Origin of the sequence: Flavobacterium aureirubrum, assembly GCF_038739835.1 — a bacterium.
In the GTDB taxonomy this organism is placed as follows: domain Bacteria; phylum Bacteroidota; class Bacteroidia; order Flavobacteriales; family Flavobacteriaceae; genus Flavobacterium; species Flavobacterium aureirubrum.
Map to the genome: position 1 here is coordinate 1 of NZ_JBCGDO010000005.1, position 18,526 is coordinate 18,526.

The 18,526-nt window shown below is 36.7% G+C and carries 16 protein-coding genes; 3 read left to right on the forward strand and 13 right to left on the reverse strand.

Annotated elements, in window-relative coordinates; translation table 11 throughout:
• A partial coding sequence (locus tag WFZ85_RS16460) for a fasciclin domain-containing protein (RefSeq protein ID WP_413789730.1) occupies nt 1–92 on the forward strand: 92 nt, incomplete at its 5' end.
• 156 nt (nt 93–248) lie between these two features.
• Here WFZ85_RS16460 and WFZ85_RS05360 read toward each other — a convergent pair.
• The 8 genes from WFZ85_RS05360 to meaB form a co-directional block, all read right to left on the reverse strand.
• The gene (locus tag WFZ85_RS05360; RefSeq protein ID WP_342695258.1) at nt 249–1,682 is read right to left on the reverse strand and encodes a TolC family protein; all 1,434 of its coding nucleotides are present in this window, start codon (nt 1,680–1,682) and stop codon (nt 249–251) included.
• Between the two features lie 47 nt (nt 1,683–1,729).
• Nucleotides 1,730–4,846 (reverse strand): efflux RND transporter permease subunit, encoded by a 3,117-nt coding sequence (locus WFZ85_RS05365; RefSeq protein WP_342695259.1) that lies wholly within the window; start codon nt 4,844–4,846, stop codon nt 1,730–1,732.
• 15 nt (nt 4,847–4,861) lie between these two features.
• Nucleotides 4,862–5,983, reverse strand: a complete 1,122-nt coding sequence (locus tag WFZ85_RS05370) for an efflux RND transporter periplasmic adaptor subunit (RefSeq protein WP_342695260.1) — start codon at nt 5,981–5,983, stop codon at nt 4,862–4,864.
• 98 nt (nt 5,984–6,081) lie between these two features.
• The gene (locus WFZ85_RS05375) at nt 6,082–6,450 is read right to left on the reverse strand and encodes a hypothetical protein (protein WP_342695261.1); all 369 of its coding nucleotides are present in this window, start codon (nt 6,448–6,450) and stop codon (nt 6,082–6,084) included.
• 386 nt (nt 6,451–6,836) lie between these two features.
• The gene (locus tag WFZ85_RS05380) at nt 6,837–7,862 is read right to left on the reverse strand and encodes a HipA domain-containing protein (protein ID WP_342695262.1); all 1,026 of its coding nucleotides are present in this window, start codon (nt 7,860–7,862) and stop codon (nt 6,837–6,839) included.
• Nucleotides 7,849–8,175: a HipA N-terminal domain-containing protein gene (locus WFZ85_RS05385; protein ID WP_342695263.1), complete on the reverse strand. Its 327-nt coding sequence runs from the start codon at nt 8,173–8,175 to the stop codon at nt 7,849–7,851. The genes WFZ85_RS05380 and WFZ85_RS05385 overlap by 14 nt, the downstream gene beginning before the upstream one ends.
• Nucleotides 8,175–8,402: a helix-turn-helix transcriptional regulator gene (locus WFZ85_RS05390; protein ID WP_342695264.1), complete on the reverse strand. Its 228-nt coding sequence runs from the start codon at nt 8,400–8,402 to the stop codon at nt 8,175–8,177. Before WFZ85_RS05390 ends, WFZ85_RS05385 begins: the two co-directional genes overlap by 1 nt.
• A 152-nt stretch (nt 8,403–8,554) precedes the next feature.
• The gene (gene meaB / locus WFZ85_RS05395; protein ID WP_413789727.1) at nt 8,555–9,637 is read right to left on the reverse strand and encodes a methylmalonyl Co-A mutase-associated GTPase MeaB; all 1,083 of its coding nucleotides are present in this window, start codon (nt 9,635–9,637) and stop codon (nt 8,555–8,557) included.
• A gap of 102 nt (nt 9,638–9,739) precedes the next feature.
• Here meaB and WFZ85_RS05400 point away from each other — a divergent pair, with 102 nt between their 5' ends.
• Both WFZ85_RS05400 and WFZ85_RS05405 read left to right on the forward strand, forming a co-directional pair.
• Nucleotides 9,740–10,951 carry an MFS transporter gene (locus WFZ85_RS05400; RefSeq protein WP_413789731.1) on the forward strand — a complete coding sequence of 404 codons (1,212 nt, stop codon included), beginning with the start codon at nt 9,740–9,742 and terminating at the stop codon, nt 10,949–10,951.
• A gap of 232 nt (nt 10,952–11,183) precedes the next feature.
• Complete coding sequence (locus tag WFZ85_RS05405) at nt 11,184–12,587, forward strand: FAD-binding oxidoreductase (RefSeq protein ID WP_342695267.1); 1,404 nt, start codon at nt 11,184–11,186, stop codon at nt 12,585–12,587.
• A gap of 267 nt (nt 12,588–12,854) precedes the next feature.
• Here the strand turns inward: WFZ85_RS05405 and WFZ85_RS05410 are convergent, their stop codons facing one another.
• From WFZ85_RS05410 to WFZ85_RS05430, 5 genes are all read right to left on the reverse strand, one after another.
• A complete protein-coding gene (locus WFZ85_RS05410) occupies nt 12,855–13,436 on the reverse strand; it encodes a hypothetical protein (RefSeq protein ID WP_342695268.1) in 582 nt (193 codons plus the stop codon).
• A 50-nt stretch (nt 13,437–13,486) separates the two neighbouring features.
• Entirely contained in the window at nt 13,487–13,939 is a 453-nt protein-coding gene (locus WFZ85_RS05415) for a DUF4440 domain-containing protein (RefSeq protein ID WP_342695269.1), read from the reverse strand.
• A 151-nt stretch (nt 13,940–14,090) separates the two neighbouring features.
• Complete coding sequence (gene secA, locus WFZ85_RS05420) at nt 14,091–17,429, reverse strand: preprotein translocase subunit SecA (protein WP_342695270.1); 3,339 nt, start codon at nt 17,427–17,429, stop codon at nt 14,091–14,093.
• Nucleotides 17,430–17,531: 102 nt separating this feature from the next.
• Nucleotides 17,532–17,753, reverse strand: a complete 222-nt coding sequence (locus WFZ85_RS05425; protein WP_002986941.1) for a DUF2795 domain-containing protein — start codon at nt 17,751–17,753, stop codon at nt 17,532–17,534.
• A 198-nt stretch (nt 17,754–17,951) separates the two neighbouring features.
• Entirely contained in the window at nt 17,952–18,521 is a 570-nt protein-coding gene (locus WFZ85_RS05430; protein ID WP_342695271.1) for a cob(I)yrinic acid a,c-diamide adenosyltransferase, read from the reverse strand.
• Nucleotides 18,522–18,526 lie beyond the last annotated feature (5 nt).

The following is an 18,526-nucleotide window of genomic DNA, read 5'->3' on the forward strand; positions in this document are numbered from 1 at the left end:
CAAATAATTTATCTCGAGTTTTCCAAGCTGATATTCAAGCTTCAAACGGTGTAATCCATGGAGTAAATAAAGTATTGAAACCTGTGTTATAATAAATAATGATTTCTGTAAAGAAAGAAGCCGTCTCTTTAGCAGAGACGGTTTTTTTTGCTAGCCTACTTTTGCCAGTGCAAACGTAACGCTTGCACTGCTACTAACCAAATCAAGGCAGGCCGAGTGGCAGCAAGCTACTTAGTTGTAGCTAGCTGTTATTGCCATCCACCACCAAGTGCTCTATACAAATTGATGCGGGCTTGGTGCTGTAATTTTTTGGTAACAATCAACTGAATTTTGGAATCTAGAGCGGTGCGTTGCGCCATCAGTACTTCGAGATAAGTTGCTCTTCCGGTTTCAAACAAATTATTCGCTATAACCGTAGATTGCTGATAGGATGCTACTTCTTTGTCCTTTTCGGCATAGAGTTGTTCCAAGTTTTTAAGGGTAGCTAGCTCGTTAGCCACTTCGACATAACCGTTTAGAATATTTTTTTGATAGTGCAATAAAGCTTCGGTTTGATTGGCTTTGGCAGTGTTAAATCGTGCTTTTATGGCACTTCGGTTTAATAACGGAGCGGTTAAATTTCCAAGCAAGGCATAAGCCAACGACTCGGGCGATTGAAACCATAAGGCAGTACTAAACGCTTGATAACCCACACTTCCTGTAATCATAAACGACGGATAAAACGCCGCTTTAGCTGATTTTACATCAAATTTGGATGCCGCTACTTCCAGTTCCGCCTGTCTGATATCGGGACGATTTTTTAACAGTTGCGACGGAATACCTGCGCTGAGTAGCGAACTATCTAAAGCAGCAAACTTGGATTTGTCGCGCACTATCGGTTTAGGAAATTGTCCACACAAAAAGTGCAATTGGTTTTCGGTGAGCGCAATCTGCTGTAAAATTTCATATTCAAATCCTTTGGAGTTCGCCACCTGACCTTCAAATTGTTTTACGGCTAGTTCATTAACAACGCCTGCTTGTTTTTTTACCCGAATAATGTCTAGAGCGTCTTGCTGTAAATCGATTGTTTCTCTAATGATATCCAGTTCGTTATCTAGTGCGAGCAATTCATAGTAAGTACCCGCCACCGAGGCTATCAAAGCGGTTTGAATGGCGTTTTTCCCTTCTATCGTGGCGCTAAATCGGGCAATGGCGGCTTTTTTATTACTGCGTAGTTTGCCCCAAACGTCTGCTTCCCAACTGGCGTTAAATCCTGCGAAGAAATCGGGTAGATTTTCGGGTACCACTTGTCCCGGTAAAATATCAGTACTGGCATTTCCGGCACCATCCATAGTGAAAAGTCCAAAGCGACGTTGACCTGCGCTTACGCCTGCGTTTAAAATAGGCAGTAGTTCTCCTTTTCGTAATTTAACGTTATTGGTAGCAATCGCTACTTTTTGAACCGCTAATTGCAAATCATAATTATTTTTTAAAGCCGTTTCAATCAAATACTTCAAATCGGTATCCTTATAAAAAAGTTCCCATTTTACATGGGCTATCGTAACCGTATCTTTTGAGTTGACGAAGGAATCAGGTAAAGGCTGACTATCATTGGAAGTACTACTCGTTATAGAGGGTGTTTTGCAACTGGTGCTAAAAACAAGTAAGGCAATAAACAGTAGTGTTTTATTTATTTGTAACATATCTTTTAGGAGTGTGATGTTTCAATTAACGGAATTTCAGTTGTGTTTTAGTTGTTTTTTTTAGTACCCAAGGAAGCAAAAATGAAGTACAAGCCCGGAATGATAAGAACACCAAAAAGGGTTCCAAAGAGCATTCCACCCGCAGCGGCGGTGCCTATCGTTCTATTCCCAATAGCACCTGCGCCAGTAGCTATCATCAGCGGAATAAGTCCGGCAATAAAGGCAAAGGAAGTCATCAAAATAGGTCGTAAACGTGCCGATGCTCCTTCGATAGCCGCTTGTAATGGCGTGAGACCTTCTTTTTGTTTTAAAATAGCAAACTCAATGATAAGCACCGCATTTTTTCCTAACAGTCCAATAAGCATAACCATAGCTACTTGTGCATAAATGTTATTCTCAAGTCCTAGCGCGGCTAGTAGAAAAAAGGCACCCATAACTCCTGTAGGTAACGACAGTATCACTGGTAATGGCAGCAAAAAGCTTTCGTATTGTGCCGATAAAATAAAGTAAATAAACAACAAACAGATTAAGAAGATAATCACAGCTTCGTTGCCCGCATTGGCTTGCTCGCGAGAGGAACCGCCCCAATCAAAGCCATATCCTTTGGGTAGTTTTTCGGCAGCAATAGTTTTTACCGCTTCAATGGCTTGTCCCGAGCTAAAACCTTCTCTGGGTTCACCGTTTAACATGGCCGCAGGATACATATTATATCGCGTGATTTGTTCAGGGCCATATACTTTTTCGATGGATAAAAAGGAAGACATGGCTACCATTTCGCCCTCAGCGTTTTTAGCATAGAGTTTTAAAATATCATCCGGTTTGGTGCGATATTCGGGCGATGATTGCACCATTACTTTATACATTTGATTAAAACGAATAAAATTGGTTGCATATTCACTACCTAAATAGGTTTGCAAGGTGTTTAAAATCTCGTTTATAGCTACGCCTTTTTGTGCCGCTTTAGTATTATCGATATTGACCAAATACTGCGGGAAACTCGCATCAAAAGAGGAAAACGCATTTTTTATGGCTTCATTTTTATTGAGTTCAACAGCAAAATTAGTGGCTACTTCTTCTAGTTTTTTTAAATCGCTTTTACCCGTTTTATCTAAAATGCGAAGTTCAAAACCACTAGAATTTCCATAGCCAGGAACAGGTGGTGGTGTAAAGAATTCGATTTTGGCGTCTTTAATAAACTTAGTTTTTTCTTTTAAATCCTGAATAATATCTTGATCGGTTACCCCTTTTCGGTCGTCCCAACTTTTTAAACTAATTAAGTTCATTCCAAACGAAGCTCCAGTTCCATCGGTTAAAAAATTATATCCAGCCAAGGTAGATACAGAGGCTACACCTTCGTTTTTCATCGCTACTTCTTGAATAGCATCGACTGCATTTTCTGAACGCTCTAATGTAGCTCCAGATGGTGTGGTGATACTGGCGTAGATAGTTCCTTGGTCTTCATTAGGTATAAATCCGCCCGGAAGTATTTTTCCCAATCCAAAGGTGAGGAAACAAAAAACCAACAAACTAATAATCGTTACCGAACGTCTGTTTACAATCAACTCTAAAATGCGTCGATAACGTTGTGCTATTTTATTGTATTGCGTATTAAAGGCATCAATAAAACGATTGATTATTGTTTTCTTGCGTATTTGTCCGTGTGTATTTTTTAATAACATGGCACACAAAGCGGGCGTTAATGTTAATGCTATGATCCCCGAAAGCACAATTGAAATAGCCATGGTTACCGAAAATTGACGGAAGAAAACACCCACAGGTCCAGGAAGAAACGCCACAGGAATAAACACAGCCGACATTACTAACGTGATGGCAATAATAGCACCGCCTATTTCCTCCATGGCGCGTTCGGTTGCGGTTTTGGGGTCGAGATGTTCTTCTTCCATTTTAGCATGCACAGCTTCGACCACCACAATGGCATTATCCACCACAATACCGATGGCTAAAACCAAGGCAAATAAGGTAATCAAGTTGATAGAAAAGCCAAATAATTGCATAAAGAAGAAAGTTCCGATGAGCGAAACCGGCACTGCAATAGCTGGAATTATAGTAGAACGGAAATCGCCAAGGAAGATAAATACAACCAATGCTACTAATAAAAATGCTTCTATTAATGTGTAGATAACGCCTTCAACAGAAGCGTTCAAAAAGCTGGAGACATCGTAACTGTAAGTATAAGTAATTCCTGCTGGAAACGATTGTTTTAGTTCGTCCATCTTACTTTTGATATTGGCAATCACATCACTAGCATTACTTCCCGGACGTTGTTTTAAAACAATAGCTGCCGATGGTTTTCCGTTTTCTTTTGAAAGTACATCATAATCTAGAGAGCCAAATTCCACATCGGCTATGTCTTTTAAACGCAACAGTTCGCCTTGAAAATCACGTTTGATAACTACATTCTCGTATTGCTCTTTGGTATTATATTTTCCGGTATATTTCACCACATATTGCAGGGACTGTTCAATTTTACCCGAACTTTCACCTACTTTTCCAGGAGCTGCTTCTATGTTTTGTTGTTTTAGGCTTTGAATAACGTCTTCGGTAGAAATATTGTAAGCCGCCATTTTTACCGGATTTAACCAAACACGCATTGCATATTCTCGTTGTCCCATAATATCGGCAAAGCCCACACCATCAATACGTTTAAGCTCGGGAATAATATTAATATCAGCAAAGTTGAATAGGAATTTTTCGTCCAAAGTAGGGTCAGCGCTCAATATGTTTAAATACAAAAGCATACTGTTCTGTACTTTTTCAACAATAACCCCCGATTTGATTACTTCCTCTGGTAACTCGTCAAGAACAGAGGAAACACGGTTTTGCACATTTACCGCCGCAATTTCGGGATCGGTTCCTGCTTTAAAAATAATATTGATCACACTGGTTCCATCATTTCCAGAGACAGAAGACATATAAGCCATGCCTGGAACACCGTTAACGGCGCGTTCAAGAGTGGTAACCACCGCTTTCACACAAGCTTCGGCATTCGCACCAGTATATTTGGTGGTAACGGTAACTTCGGGTGGTGCAATATCGGGAAATTGAGTCATTGGTAATTGGGTCAATGCCAATGCGCCTAATAGCACAATCATTAATGAAATAACAATTGATAGAACGGGTCTATGAATAAAATTTGAGTACATGATTTGTTGTGTTATTTAGCCTTTTTTTAGTGTAGCAATTATTTGTTTCATCGGAATTACCTTTGCCGTAATCTTATCACCATCTTTCAGGTTTTGAATGCCTTCATAAATGATTTGATCCGTTGGGCTTAATCCTTTTTCAAGTACATAAAGATGCTGTAGCCGTTGTTTTACTTCAATGTTTTGCGCTCTAACCGTGTTGTTTTTATCAACAACATAAACATATTGCTTGTCTTGAATTTCAAATGTGGTTTTTTGAGGGATGATAATAGCTCCTTTGATACTATTAGTCAATTGAATTTTTCCACTAGAACCGTGTTTTAATAACAATTCGGGGTTTGGAAATTTTGCTCTAAAGGCTATATTCCCTGTGTTTTGGTCAAATTCGCCTTCAATGGTTTCAATGGTTCCTTTGTATTCATGTGGTTTACCATTGGCTAAAAGTAAGGTGATTTCGGCTGGTTTGTTGACCGTATTTTGCTCCTTAAATTGTAAATATTCTTTTTCAGATACATTAAAATAGGCATAAACCGATTGATTGTTTGAAATAGTCGTCAGTAGCGTTCCTTCATTGATAAGACTACCAATTTTAAATGGAATGCGATTAATAATTCCATCAAAAGGCGCTTTAATTTTTGTCATTGATAACATAATTTCGGCACTCGATTGATTGGCTCTTTGCTCGTCAATGCGCGCAAGAGCAGCGGTATAAGCTGCCTGAGATTTTTCATATTCTGTTTTTGAAACGATATTTTTTTCGGCAAGTAGTTTTATATTTTGCAGATTTAATTCGGCATTTTTAGCTTCCGCGTAAGCATTTTTGACCAAAGCTTTGGCTTTTAAGAGTTCTTTTTCCAAAGTTTGACTATTGATGCTAAACAATAGCTGTCCTGCTTTCACTGGCTTACCTTCATCAACATGGATTTTTTCAATATAACCGTTTATTTTAGTGCGAATTTCCACATTTTGCACCGATTGAATTTCGGCAACATGGTCAATAGTGAAAGTCGTGTCAACCACTATAGGTTTTGTAATTTGATAGGTTTCGGGAATGCCGTTTTCTAACTTTTTGTTGTCGCAAGAGATAGTAACGCTTGTCAATATAAAAAGACCAACGATCAAAATAATTTTGTTCATTTTTAAGAATATTAAATAAATTTTAAATGGATAATATTTCATTCGGTTTGCTTTTCATCGAGTAGAAAAACAACACAAACACACTAATTAAAATTTATTTACTTCTTCGGAGGTGGAGGAACAATATCAGGTTGGAATTGTAGATTACCTTGTTCTTTGTATCTAGAAATTACTTTTTTAAAATAGCATACACAATTAGTGATTACCATATAATATTTTACGTCGCAAGGCGCAACAATCTCTTCGATATCTATTGTAAATAGTTGGTTTTCGTCAGAATTATCAATAGGAACCTCGCTTTGAAAAGGTAGTGCTTGTGTGATATAAAAGTTGTCGTTAGCCAATGTGAAGTTATTGGCTACCCCAAATAAGCTGCTTGTATTCACTGAAAAACTAGCTCCAAAAACCAACCCAGGTAACATTAACCCGAGTAACAAAAAAGTGATATATGTATTTTTCTTTTTCATTTTCGGATGCAAATATATAATAATGAAAAACTTTCAAAACCCAATTGTTAAAACTTTAAGTATTTTTTAATAGCTGTTAATTTTTGATAGTTTTATTAGCAAGATTTTTTCAATATTTTTTTTGATTTTAGAGTATGTAAACGAAAACAGGAAGATAGATTTTAAATAAAAGTATTTATTCAAATTCAAATTACTACGTTCAAAAAGTTAATTTATGTTGTGGCAGTAATAGTGTACAATCTAGTTGAACATATATGCATCATCATATTTAACTTCTCTTTCCATAAAAAATGCCCCAACTAGTGTCTAACTATTAGGGCATGTGCATTTTTTTGTGAAATGTGTTTTGTATAGAATGGCGGTTCCAAGCTGTTATTGCTCATTATTTATGTCAAACCTAACTGTTTATACCTTCTATCCATTAAGTTCACGTATTTCATTTTATAGTCATCACTTACAAAACTTTTTTCTAAAACAGCTACCATTTCGGGTTTTGCATATACAAAAAGCTCTAGTGTATTGTCTAATACCTTTTTGTTTAAACCACAATTTTCAAAAGCGACTAAGAAGTCATTGTATTTCAATTTTCTTTTTTTTGCATTTAAAGTAAGTGCAAGTTCCTCTGTATCTGCTTCGTTAACCAATGCTGTAGGTACCAAATCGTAAGCAGGACATAAGCTAAAACCAGCATTATCATTTTCCAAAAGCGAAAAGTTTTTCAAATGCATATCGCTATTTCCTGTAAAAAAACTAAACAATACTTGCTCATAAAAATTACTCACATCCAACAACGGCGAACTAGAATATTTCAGAACCAACTTAGCCACTTGCTCATGACTTCCTTTGTATTTATCTTCGGTAAGTCGTTCACTTAATTGGCACATATCTTCCATTTGTAGCTTTCCTTTTCGCGTTCTATCCACTCGCTTTGTGATGTAGCATAGGGTTTCATCTTGTAATTTTACCAAACTATTTGGCACAACATTTATACCACAAACTGCTGCCATGTGCATGGTGGCACTTTCTAATTCGGGCAATTGTTCATAGTGGTCCGACGGCGGTTTTAAGATATAATCGCCATACAGTCCTACTATGGTGAGTTTTTTGGTTACATTTTTTTCTTGTTTTCTATATAGACTTATGGATACTTTCGCTTGAACTCCTGTAACGGCCATTTGACTTTGGATCACTTGTGTTGCTAGTTCTTGCAAATTTTCCAAACTATAGGCAAGTTGAGGTGTTTTTAATTGTCCAAAAAAACGTTTGTTGCATGCTTCATGAAAATCGGATGAGCTATTCAATAGAGGTTCATAACAATACAAACAACGGTTACCATAGAACGTACTTTTTTCTTGTACTTCTTTGGTAGATTTCTCTAATTGAGCGAAATATTTCTTTTTATAATTCTTCATTTTTCACAACACTTACGGCTCCAATGCAATCTTTACAGCAGGTTAGGAGCAAACCCATGCGGTCTTTATAATTTATTTTCCAATTTTTTTCGGCTAAATCTAAAAGCCAACCTTCAGGAATTAGTCCATCAAAAAAAGCAAATAATGTTTTACTTTGATAGGGTTTTTCGGTTAATGGTAATGTTAAACTCACGGCTTGGGATTGGTTGTCCTGCAAATAGTCTTTATTATATTCAAAAGAATATCCTGCGTCTGTTTCGCTAACAACGCCACAAAAAACATTTTTCACATATACATTTCCGCTTCTGTTCATTACTTCAATAATTTTTCTCTGTTCATTTGAACTACACCTAATTCTTCTCCAAATAACCGTAATACGTCATTCACTTTATCCATTCGCAAGGTGTTTTTTCCTTGTTCTAAATCTCTTACAAATCGCAAACCAACTCCTGCTTTTAGTGCTAATTCGGGTTGTGTTAGTTTATTTTGCTTACGTTTTGCCTTAACGTAAACACTTATATTGTTTAGATTTTCTTTCATTTTTATACCTTTTAGAGCACAAATATATAATTTTTTTGAATTTTTATACCTAAAATAGTATATTTTTTAATTTTTTCTATATTTTATACCTTTTGTGATATAAAAGTAAGTTTTTTGTAATAATTAAACTAGATAGGGTATAAATATGGGATTTATTTAAAATAGCTAGATAATAATTCTAAGGCAGCTAAAAATGGTGATTTTTTATTGGAAGCAACGGCTAATTTATTTTCTTCCAAAAGTTTTACTATTTCTGGATTATTATAAAAATTAGATTTCAATTGCTCATTAATGGTTTCGAGCATCCAAAATTGGTTTTGGTCTTGGCGTTTTTGGTCAAAATAATGATTGGCTTTGACCAATTCAAAATAGTCCGATATAATCTTCCAAATGGTATCAATCCCTGTTTTCTCATAAGCACTGCAAGTGGTTACTTGAGGTATCCAACCCGAAGATTTTGCTGGAAATAAATGCAACGCACGGTTAAATTCGGTTTTGGCCAATTTAGCTTTAGCCACATTATCGCCATCAGCTTTATTAATTACAATACTATCTGCCATTTCCATGATGCCACGTTTAATGCCTTGTAGTTCATCGCCAGCACCCGAAATTTTGAGCAATAAAAAGAAATCTACCATGCTATGAACGGCAGTTTCACTCTGTCCAACGCCAACAGTTTCAATTATTATGGTGTCAAAGCCCGCCGCTTCACAGAGAATAATAGTTTCCCGCGTTTTTCGTGCCACGCCTCCCAAAGTTTCTCCCGAAGCTGCTGGACGTATAAAAGCATTTTCGTCTTTTACAAGTTCTTCCATTCGGGTTTTATCGCCTAAAATACTCCCGTGACTGATAGTAGAACTAGGGTCAACCGTCAAAACAGCTACTTTTTTGCCTATCGAGGTGAGGTAAGTGCCAAAAGCTTCAATAAACGTACTTTTGCCCACGCCAGGAACACCTGTGATACCTATTCGAATAGAATTATTAGCATGTGGTAAGCAGGCATGGATAATGTCATTGACTTTGGAAGTATGAGCAGGGTTAGTGCTCTCGACAACAGTAATAGCGCGGCTAAGTGCTACTTTGTCACCTTTTAAAATTCCAGTAATTAAATCTTCTGCGGAAGGTTGGTGTTTGCGGTTGGTTACAATTTTTTCCAAAGCCGATTGGCTAAAACTCTCAGGCTGAGGAATTCCTTCTTTTTCTGATAGCGCCGATTTTGATTCAAGTTGTTTCATAGCCATAAACAAATTTATAAAAAATATTGGCTCATCAGTTAGTCGCCGTTTTTTTAATCATTTTTCGTTGCAAAGACTTACTTTTGCACCCATAAAAGTACCATTTTGAATTCTACCGCATCACCCTTATCAAAAAATCCTGGATTGGTTCACAAAACCGTTTTTTCGATACTGTTTTCAATCAGTTTTGCGCATTTGCTCAACGATTTAATTCAGGCAATAATTCCGTCGGTATATCCTATTTTAAAGCAAAATTACAAGCTAACTTTTTCACAAATCGGTTTAATCACGTTTGCTTTTCAGTTTTCAGCCTCAATTTTGCAACCCTTTGTGGGCTATTATACAGATAAACACCCAAAACCTTTTTCGCAGGTATACGGCATGTTGTTTTCCTTAGCAGGAATAGTATCGTTGTCCTATGCCAATACTTTTAATTGGATTGTGATTTCAGTGATATTAATAGGTACTGGCTCGGCTATTTTTCACCCCGAGTCGTCGCGGATATCCAATTTAGCTTCGGGCGGAAAACGCGGTTTAGCGCAGTCTATTTTTCAAGTAGGTGGCAATTTAGGCACTGCACTCGGACCATTATTAGTGGCGCTGATTGTAGTGCCCAATGCTCAAAAATATATTTTATGGTTTGTAGTTGCGGCTTTCATCGGGTTAGCGATTATCACTAAAATTGCCTTTTGGTACCGCGATCATTTGGTTATGCGGAATAACAAAAAAGGCGAATTTGTTAATTTTCATGCCCTTTCTAAGAGTAAGGTAAAATGGGCCATTGCTCTACTTTTAATCTTGATATTCTCCAAGTTTTTTTACTCTGCAAGTCTATCTACTTACTACACTTTTTACATCATGGATAAGTTCAATCTTTCGATACAACAAGCCCAGTTTCATATGTTTTTGTACCTTTTTGCTATTGTAGTTGGCACAATTATTGGCGGGCCATTAGGCGATAAATTCGGACGTAAATATGTGATTTGGTTTTCTGTATTTGGTGCGGCACCTTTTGCCTTACTCTTGCCGCATGTCAATCTTTTTTATACCGATGTTTTGATGGTTGTAATTGGTATTATTATTTCTTCAGCTTTTCCAGCCATTATTGTTTATGCCCAAGAATTACTGCCCAAAAAACTCGGAATGGTCTCCGGACTTTTCTATGGTTTCGCCTTCGGAATGGGCGCTTTGGGTTCGGCGTTGTTGGGGAAACTAGCCGATGCAACTTCCATACAATACGTTTATCAGGTATGCTCTTTTCTCCCGCTAATGGGAATTATTTGTCATTTTTTACCCAATTTAAAGAAGAAATAGAAGCGAGTCGCTTGGGCATTTTTACAAACCATTTTCCCGCTTTCCGTTACAATCTTTTTCTTTTTTGTTCTTCGACAAGCTAAGTATGAAAAAAAGAAAAAGGATTTCCACTGCAATCGGGGCTAAAAGCAAACGTCTTTTGCTAAATCACATTTCACTAAAAACATAGCACTGCTGCCAACTCCCAACTCCCAACTTTTTTTATTACTTTTACTCTACAAAATATAAAATAATGTCACTCAGTCCCGAAATTCTAACAAAATTAACTCAAATAGTAGGCGAAAACCACATTTTCTCTGATATCGAAACCCGAAATAATTATGGTCACGACGAAACCGAAGATTATGTTTTTCCACCTAGTGTAGTAGTAAAACCTGCCAATGCACAAGAGATTTCTGCTATTTTAAAACTAGCCAACGATTTTAAAATTCCCACCACACCTATAGGCGCACGAACTGGTTTAAGCGGTGGTGCTTTATCTATTTATCAAGGCATCGGACTATCCATGGAACGCCTGAATAAAATCCTTGAAATTGACGAGCAGAACCTCCAAGTTACAGTAGAACCCGCCGTTATAACCCAAGTACTGCGCGAAACCGTTGCCGAGAAAGGATTGTTTTATCCCGTTGATCCAAGTAGTATGGGTAGTTGTTGGATTGGAGGTAACATTGCTGAAAATTCGGGTGGTGCAAGAGCCGTAAAATATGGAGTGACGAAAGATTATGTTTTAAATTTAGAAGTGGTATTACCCAATGGTGAAATTATTTGGACTGGAGCCAATACGCTAAAAAATTCAACGGGTTATAATTTGACACAATTGATGGTGGGAAGCGAAGGAACATTGGGTGTCATTACTAAAGCGGTTTTAAAACTAATTCCAAAAAATAATTACAACGTTTTACTGTTAGTTCCTTTTTTTAAAGCACATGAAGCTTGCGAAGCGGTTTCGGCTATTTTTCGTGCGGGTATTTCACCAAGTGCTTTAGAGTTTATGGAGCGCGATGCCATTGACTGGACGATTCAATATGTAAAAGGAATAAGTGTAACAGTAAAACCCGAACATCAAGCACATTTATTGATAGAAGTTGATGGTAATTATCCCGATATCTTAATGCAAGAAGCCGAGCGAATTTTAGCCGTGGTAGAACAGTTTGAAATTGATGAAGTACTTTTTGCCGACACCGAAAAACAGAAAAATGCTTTGTGGAAAATGCGTCGCGCTGTGGGAGAAGCAGTAAAAGCGAACTCAATTTACAAAGAAGAAGACACTGTAGTACCGCGGTATATGTTACCTGAGTTGCTGAATGGCATTAAACGAATAGGAGCAAAGTATGGTTTTAAATCCGTTTGCTATGGTCATGCTGGCGACGGAAATTTACATGTGAATATCATCAAAGGCGATATGACTGATGACAATTGGCAAACGCAAGTACCAGTTGGTATTCGCGAAATATTTGAACTAACCGTTTCCATGAAAGGCACACTTTCCGGCGAACACGGTATTGGGTTTGTTCAAAAAAACTTTATGGATATTGCTTTTTCCAAAGTGCATTTGGAACTGATGGAACGTATCAAACATGTTTTTGACCCTAATAATATTCTAAATCCTGGAAAAGTTTTCCCCGATGAATTGTAATTTACAACCATAAACTTCATTATGAAGGCACAAAGCTCACAAGGAGTATTTTCTTTGTGAGCGTCGTGGTTTTTATACCTTGTGTCCTTCGTGGTTAAACTAATCCCGTTTAGGTGTATTCTTCTTTTCACGTTTCTCCGCTTTTTTTTCTTTAGCCGTTTTCAAAGGTTCTTTTTTTGCGGCTTTCTGTACGTCTTTTCCTTTTGCCATGATATAATTTTAAAATAGATTAATTGTAGAGTGAAGTAAAGGTAGCCAATATTTTGATTACAACCCTAATTCTTTTCGTATGTTTTCATCAATTAATGATTTGAAACTAGTCAATTGATTGCTATCGTCTAAATTAAAAAATCGCCATTCATTGCTGGTAGTTTCATCGGCTATGGCTACATAGGTAGACGTTTTTCGCACGTTAAAACTGTTTCTTGTAGGTTCAAAAGTAACATCTTTAGTAGCATTAATTTCTTGTAACCACGCTTTCTTTTGGGTTGATATTTCAGGAGTGAGTTTGTTTTCGAAAAAGTACCGCATTGGATTTCTAAAAGTAATAACGCAAAATGTTTTTTCGGCAACTTTCTTTATTATTCCATATTGAAATGGTAAGATTTCTAGCTGTTCGCGCAAGCGATATTCCTCGTTTTCGTAGTGTTTTTCTATTTTTTCAAGTAATAGATCTGCACCAACAGTCTCCACCATTTTTGGATAGGATAACGAAACAATTGCTTGAAAATCCATCAGATAATTGGCTTCATACAATTTTTTTGTAGCCACTTTCAAACTCTCTATAGATTGAGAAAAAGTGGTAACAGAGGAAAAGACTAAAATTACTGTGATGAGTTTTGATTTCATAACTATTGGATTTTTATTAATTAGAAACAACCAAAATTACTAGCGATTTACTATCTTTTAACTCTTGTGGAGTGCAGCATATCGAGTCGCCAACCATTTTCTGTTAATATAGCGGTAGCACTTTCGAGCCAGTAGGCTTTTCGGGTAGTCTCGTTACCAACAGTAAATGTGGCATAGTTATGATAAGCAATCCAAGCGGTTGAGCCATTTATCTTTACATCTATAACTTCGATAGTATTGGTTCTTTTGGGTTTTGGAAGTTTGAGTTTGGCTTTGTTTAAGTAGTTGGCAATGGTGTCATTGTTCCAAATTTCGCCATGTTCTAATAGTAAAAAGTCTTCGGTATAATATTTTTTAATAGCAGAAGCATTTAAATCACTCCAGATTTCATCAAAAGAGTTTTGTATTAGATTTCGAAGTTCCATTTTTTGTTTCTCGATGGAAACTTGACTGAAAGAAGTTGTCGCTATAAATAATGCAAGTAAGGTGATATAATTTTTCATAAAAAGGTACTTTAAACTTAGTTTGAGACGACATTGATAAGAATTCTAACACAGTAAAAATATTAAAAAATCCCCAACAATTTATCATCGTTGAGGATTGTATTTATCCGCCAATAGTTTTAAATTAGATACTTCGACTGAAAACTGAGCACTAAATCAAAACCCATTCGCCTGTCGCTAGCATACCCTCGGCTTTTTTATATTTCATCGTTTCAGTTTTGCCACTCATCACGTGTTTAATAGTAACGGTGTCATTACGATTAATTTTTGGCGTTTCACGGACTATTGTTTCTGTCACCTGCGGACGTTGTTGCGTTTGACTTGCTTCTTTGTTAACATTCTCAATAGATTGTAAATCGTCTTTACTTTCCGTGTAATTTTGTTTTTGGCGCACTTGTCTGGCTTCTTGAATATTTTGATTTTGCTGTGGTAAATCACCTTTAAACAAGAACGAAATTACTTCTTTATTTACGCCATCTAACATGCCACTAAATAATTTAAAGGCTTCTAATTTATAAATGAGTAAAGGGTCTTTTTGTTCGTGAACCGCTAATTGTACCGATTGTTTCAATTCGTCCATTTTGCGAAGGTGTTTTTTCCAAGCTTCATCGACAATGGCTAGAGTGATGTTTTTCTCAAAATCAGCAACCAATTGTGCGCCATTACTATCAAATGCTTTCTTCAAATCGGTTACGACATTCAAAGTCTTGATTCCATCAGAAAATGGCACGATGATGCGTTCAAAAGTATTCCCTTCTTTTTGATATACATCAGCTATAATTGGGAAAGCTTCACGTGCGCTTCTTTCGGTTTTTTCGCTGTAATAAGCCATGGCAGCTTTATATACTTTACCAGTAATTTCTGTTTCGGATAATTTATCAAATTCACTTAACGAAATGGGAGAAGTGATAGAAAAGTAACGGATTAATTCGAATTCAAAGTTTTTGAAATCGTTTCTACCCTTATTTTCGCTAACAATTGATTCAGATGTATCATACATCATATTGGCGATATCCAATTTCAAACGCTCTCCATGCAAAGCATGACGACGGCGTTTGTAAACTACTTCTCTTTGTGCATTCATCACGTCATCATATTCCAGCAAACGTTTACGAGTTCCAAAGTTGTTTTCCTCTACTTTTTTCTGTGCACGTTCAATAGATTTGGTCATCATTGAATGTTGGATAACTTCGCCTTCTTTCAACCCCATTCTATCCATGATTTTTGCCACTCTATCAGAACCAAATAAACGCATCAAATTATCTTCTAACGATACATAAAACTGTGAACTTCCAGGATCACCTTGACGACCAGCACGACCACGTAACTGACGGTCAACTCGACGGGAGTCATGACGTTCTGTACCAATAATTGCTAATCCTCCAGCAGCTTTTACTTCTGGAGTTAGCTTAATATCGGTTCCACGACCAGCCATATTGGTTGCAATGGTTACCACACCTGGTTTTCCTGCTTCTTCTACGATCTGCGCTTCTTGTTTATGCATTTTTGCATTCAAAACGTTGTGTGCAACACCTCGTATTTTCAACATTCGGCTCAATAATTCTGAAATTTCAACCGACGTTGTTCCAATTAAAACAGGTCTTCCCGCTTGCGATAACTGCGTTACATCTTCAATAACGGCATTGAATTTTTCACGAACAGAGCGATATATTAAATCTTCTTTATCGATTCTAGACATGCCGCGATTAGTTGGGATTTCTACCACATCTAATTTGTAAATTTCCCATAATTCGCCAGCTTCTGTAACAGCAGTTCCCGTCATACCAGCTAATTTGCTGTACATACGGAAATAATTTTGTAAAGTAATGGTAGCAAAAGTTTGGGTTGCTGCTTCAATAGTAACTTGCTCTTTCGCTTCAATAGCTTGGTGTAATCCGTCAGAATAACGACGACCATCCATGATACGACCTGTTTGCTCATCAACAATCAAAATTTTGTTGTCCATGATAACGTATTCTACATCTTTTTCAAAAAGGGTATATGCTTTCAATAACTGTGTAAGCGTGTGAATTCTTTCTGATTTGATGCCGAAATCTTGGAATAATTTTTCTTTGGCTTCGGCTTCTTTATCTTTTTCTAAATTCTGTTTTTCGATGTTGGCAATTTCAGTTCCAATATCGGGTAAGATGAAGAAACTTTCATCAGTATCTTTAGAAAGGAATTTGATACCGTTATCGGTCAATTCTACTTGATTATTTTTTTCTTCGATAACAAAATACATGGCTTCGTCCACTTCTGGCATTCTGCGATTGTTGTCTTGCATGCATTCGTTTTCGGTTTTTTGTAAAAGGGCTTTAATACCTTCTTCACTTAAAAACTTGATTAATGCTTTGTTTTTTGGCAACGAACGATAAGCTCTTAATAATTGAAATCCACCGTCTTTAGTGTTTCCTTCTTTAATCAATCGTTTAGCTTCGGTTAAAAATCCGTTAGCCAATTGACGTTGTAAATTGTACAGATTTTCGATTTTTGGTTTCAGTTCGTTGAACTCATGTCTATCACCATCAGGAACTGGACCTGAAATAATTAATGGCGTACGAGCATCATCAATTAATACCGAGTCAACCTCATCCACAATGGCATAGTTGTGTTTTCTTTGCACTAAATCTTCTGGTGAATGGGCCATATTATCACGCAAGTAATCAAAACCAAATTCATTGTTGGTTCCATATGTGATGTCTGCTTCGTAGGCTTTTCGTCTTGCGTCTGAGTTAGGAGAATGATTATCAATACAATCAACAGTTAGTCCATGAAATTCAAATAGTGGCGCTTTCCATGTACTATCACGTTTGGCCAAATAGTCGTTTACTGTCACCAAATGAACACCATTTCCTGTCAACGCATTTAGATAGAGTGGAAGCGTTGCCACCAAAGTTTTTCCTTCACCCGTTTGCATTTCGGCAATTTTTCCTTCGTGCAATACAATACCGCCAATCAGCTGAACATCATAGTGTATCATATCCCATGTGATTTGTTTACCAGCAGCATTCCATTGGTTTGCCCAAACGGCTTTCTCGCCATCAAGTGTGATGTAGCTTTTTGTGGCAGAGAGTTCTCTGTCTTTAGCAGTAGCTGTAACAGTTAAACTGGTGTTTTCTTTAAAACGACGAGCAGTTTCTTTGATTACTGCGAAGGCTTCAGGAAGTATTTCATTTAAAACTTTTTCTGAAATTTCGTAAGCTTCTTTTTCCAAAGCATCAATAGCATTGTAAATATCTTCTCTTAAATCAATGTCAGAGGTGTTTTCGGCCTCAATTTTTTTAGCTTCGATTTCAGTGTCTTGTTTTGATCGCGCTTGCTTAATTTTCTCTTTAAATTCAGCTGTTTTTGCTCTTAAATCATCATTTGATAATTTGGCAAGTTCTGGCTCTAAAGCTTTTATTTTTGTGATATAATGTTGTGTGGCTTTTACATCTTTTTGAGATTTATCGCCTACAAATAATTTGATAATACTATTAATGAAACTCATAATGGGTTTATATTTTATTTTTTAAAATCCCCTAATAAAGGAGTGCAAATTTAAACAAAAAAAAAGCCCTTAAAGGACTTTTCTTCTTGTGATTATTATTTTTTAGTATTCATCCTCGTTCCAAAGATAATCTTCATCTGTCGGATAGTCGGGCCAAATTTCTTCCATTGACTCGTATATTTCGCCTTCATCCTCTATGGACTGTAAATTTTCCACTACTTCTAGTGGAGCACCAGTTCGTATAGCATAGTCGATAAGTTCATCTTTGGTCGCTGGCCAAGGCGCATCACTCAAATAGGATGCTAATTCTAGTGTCCAATACATCTTCTATCAATTTTTAGTTTATGCAAAAATAAATTTTAAACTGAAAAAGTCAAGTTTTTTTTGATTTATTTTTTATATGTTTAAGAACGTGTTATTTCAAGTGTTCAGTGTTCAGTTTTTAGTGTTCAGTTACTTCTTAAAAAAAAAAAGAATTATTTACTTAAATATTTCTGAATACTGTTAACTGAAAACTGAATACTACTTCCTCGGTATCCATTTTACTTCCTCGGCTTGGAGATCGAAGGACAACTTTCGTGCCAAGACAAAAAGGTAGTCAGAAAGACGGTTTAAGTATTTAATGACCTTTTCGTCTGTAGGCTCTATTTCGTGCAAATGAACGGCTATGCGCTCTGCTCTGCGGCAAACGCAGCGTGCAATGTGACAATATGACACAGTAGTGTGTCCTCCAGGAAGTACAAAATGTGTCATAGGTGGTAAACTATCTTCCATTAAATCAATTTCTTTTTCAAGAAATTCGATATCGGTTTCGAGAATTCCTAGGTTTTTAAGTCGTTTTTCGCCGTTTTTTTTAATTTCTTTTTCTGGTGGTGTTGCTAAAATAGCGCCAACTGTAAATAACCGGTCTTGTACTTCTATCAAAACATTTTTATACAATATATTGATGTTTTGGTCACGAATTAATCCGATGTGGGAATTGAGTTCATCAACAGTTCCGTAACTTTCTATTCTGATGTGGTGTTTTGGGACACGTGTTCCGCCAAAAAGCGCTGTTGTTCCTGTATCTCCTGTTTTGGTATAAACTTTCATTTTTG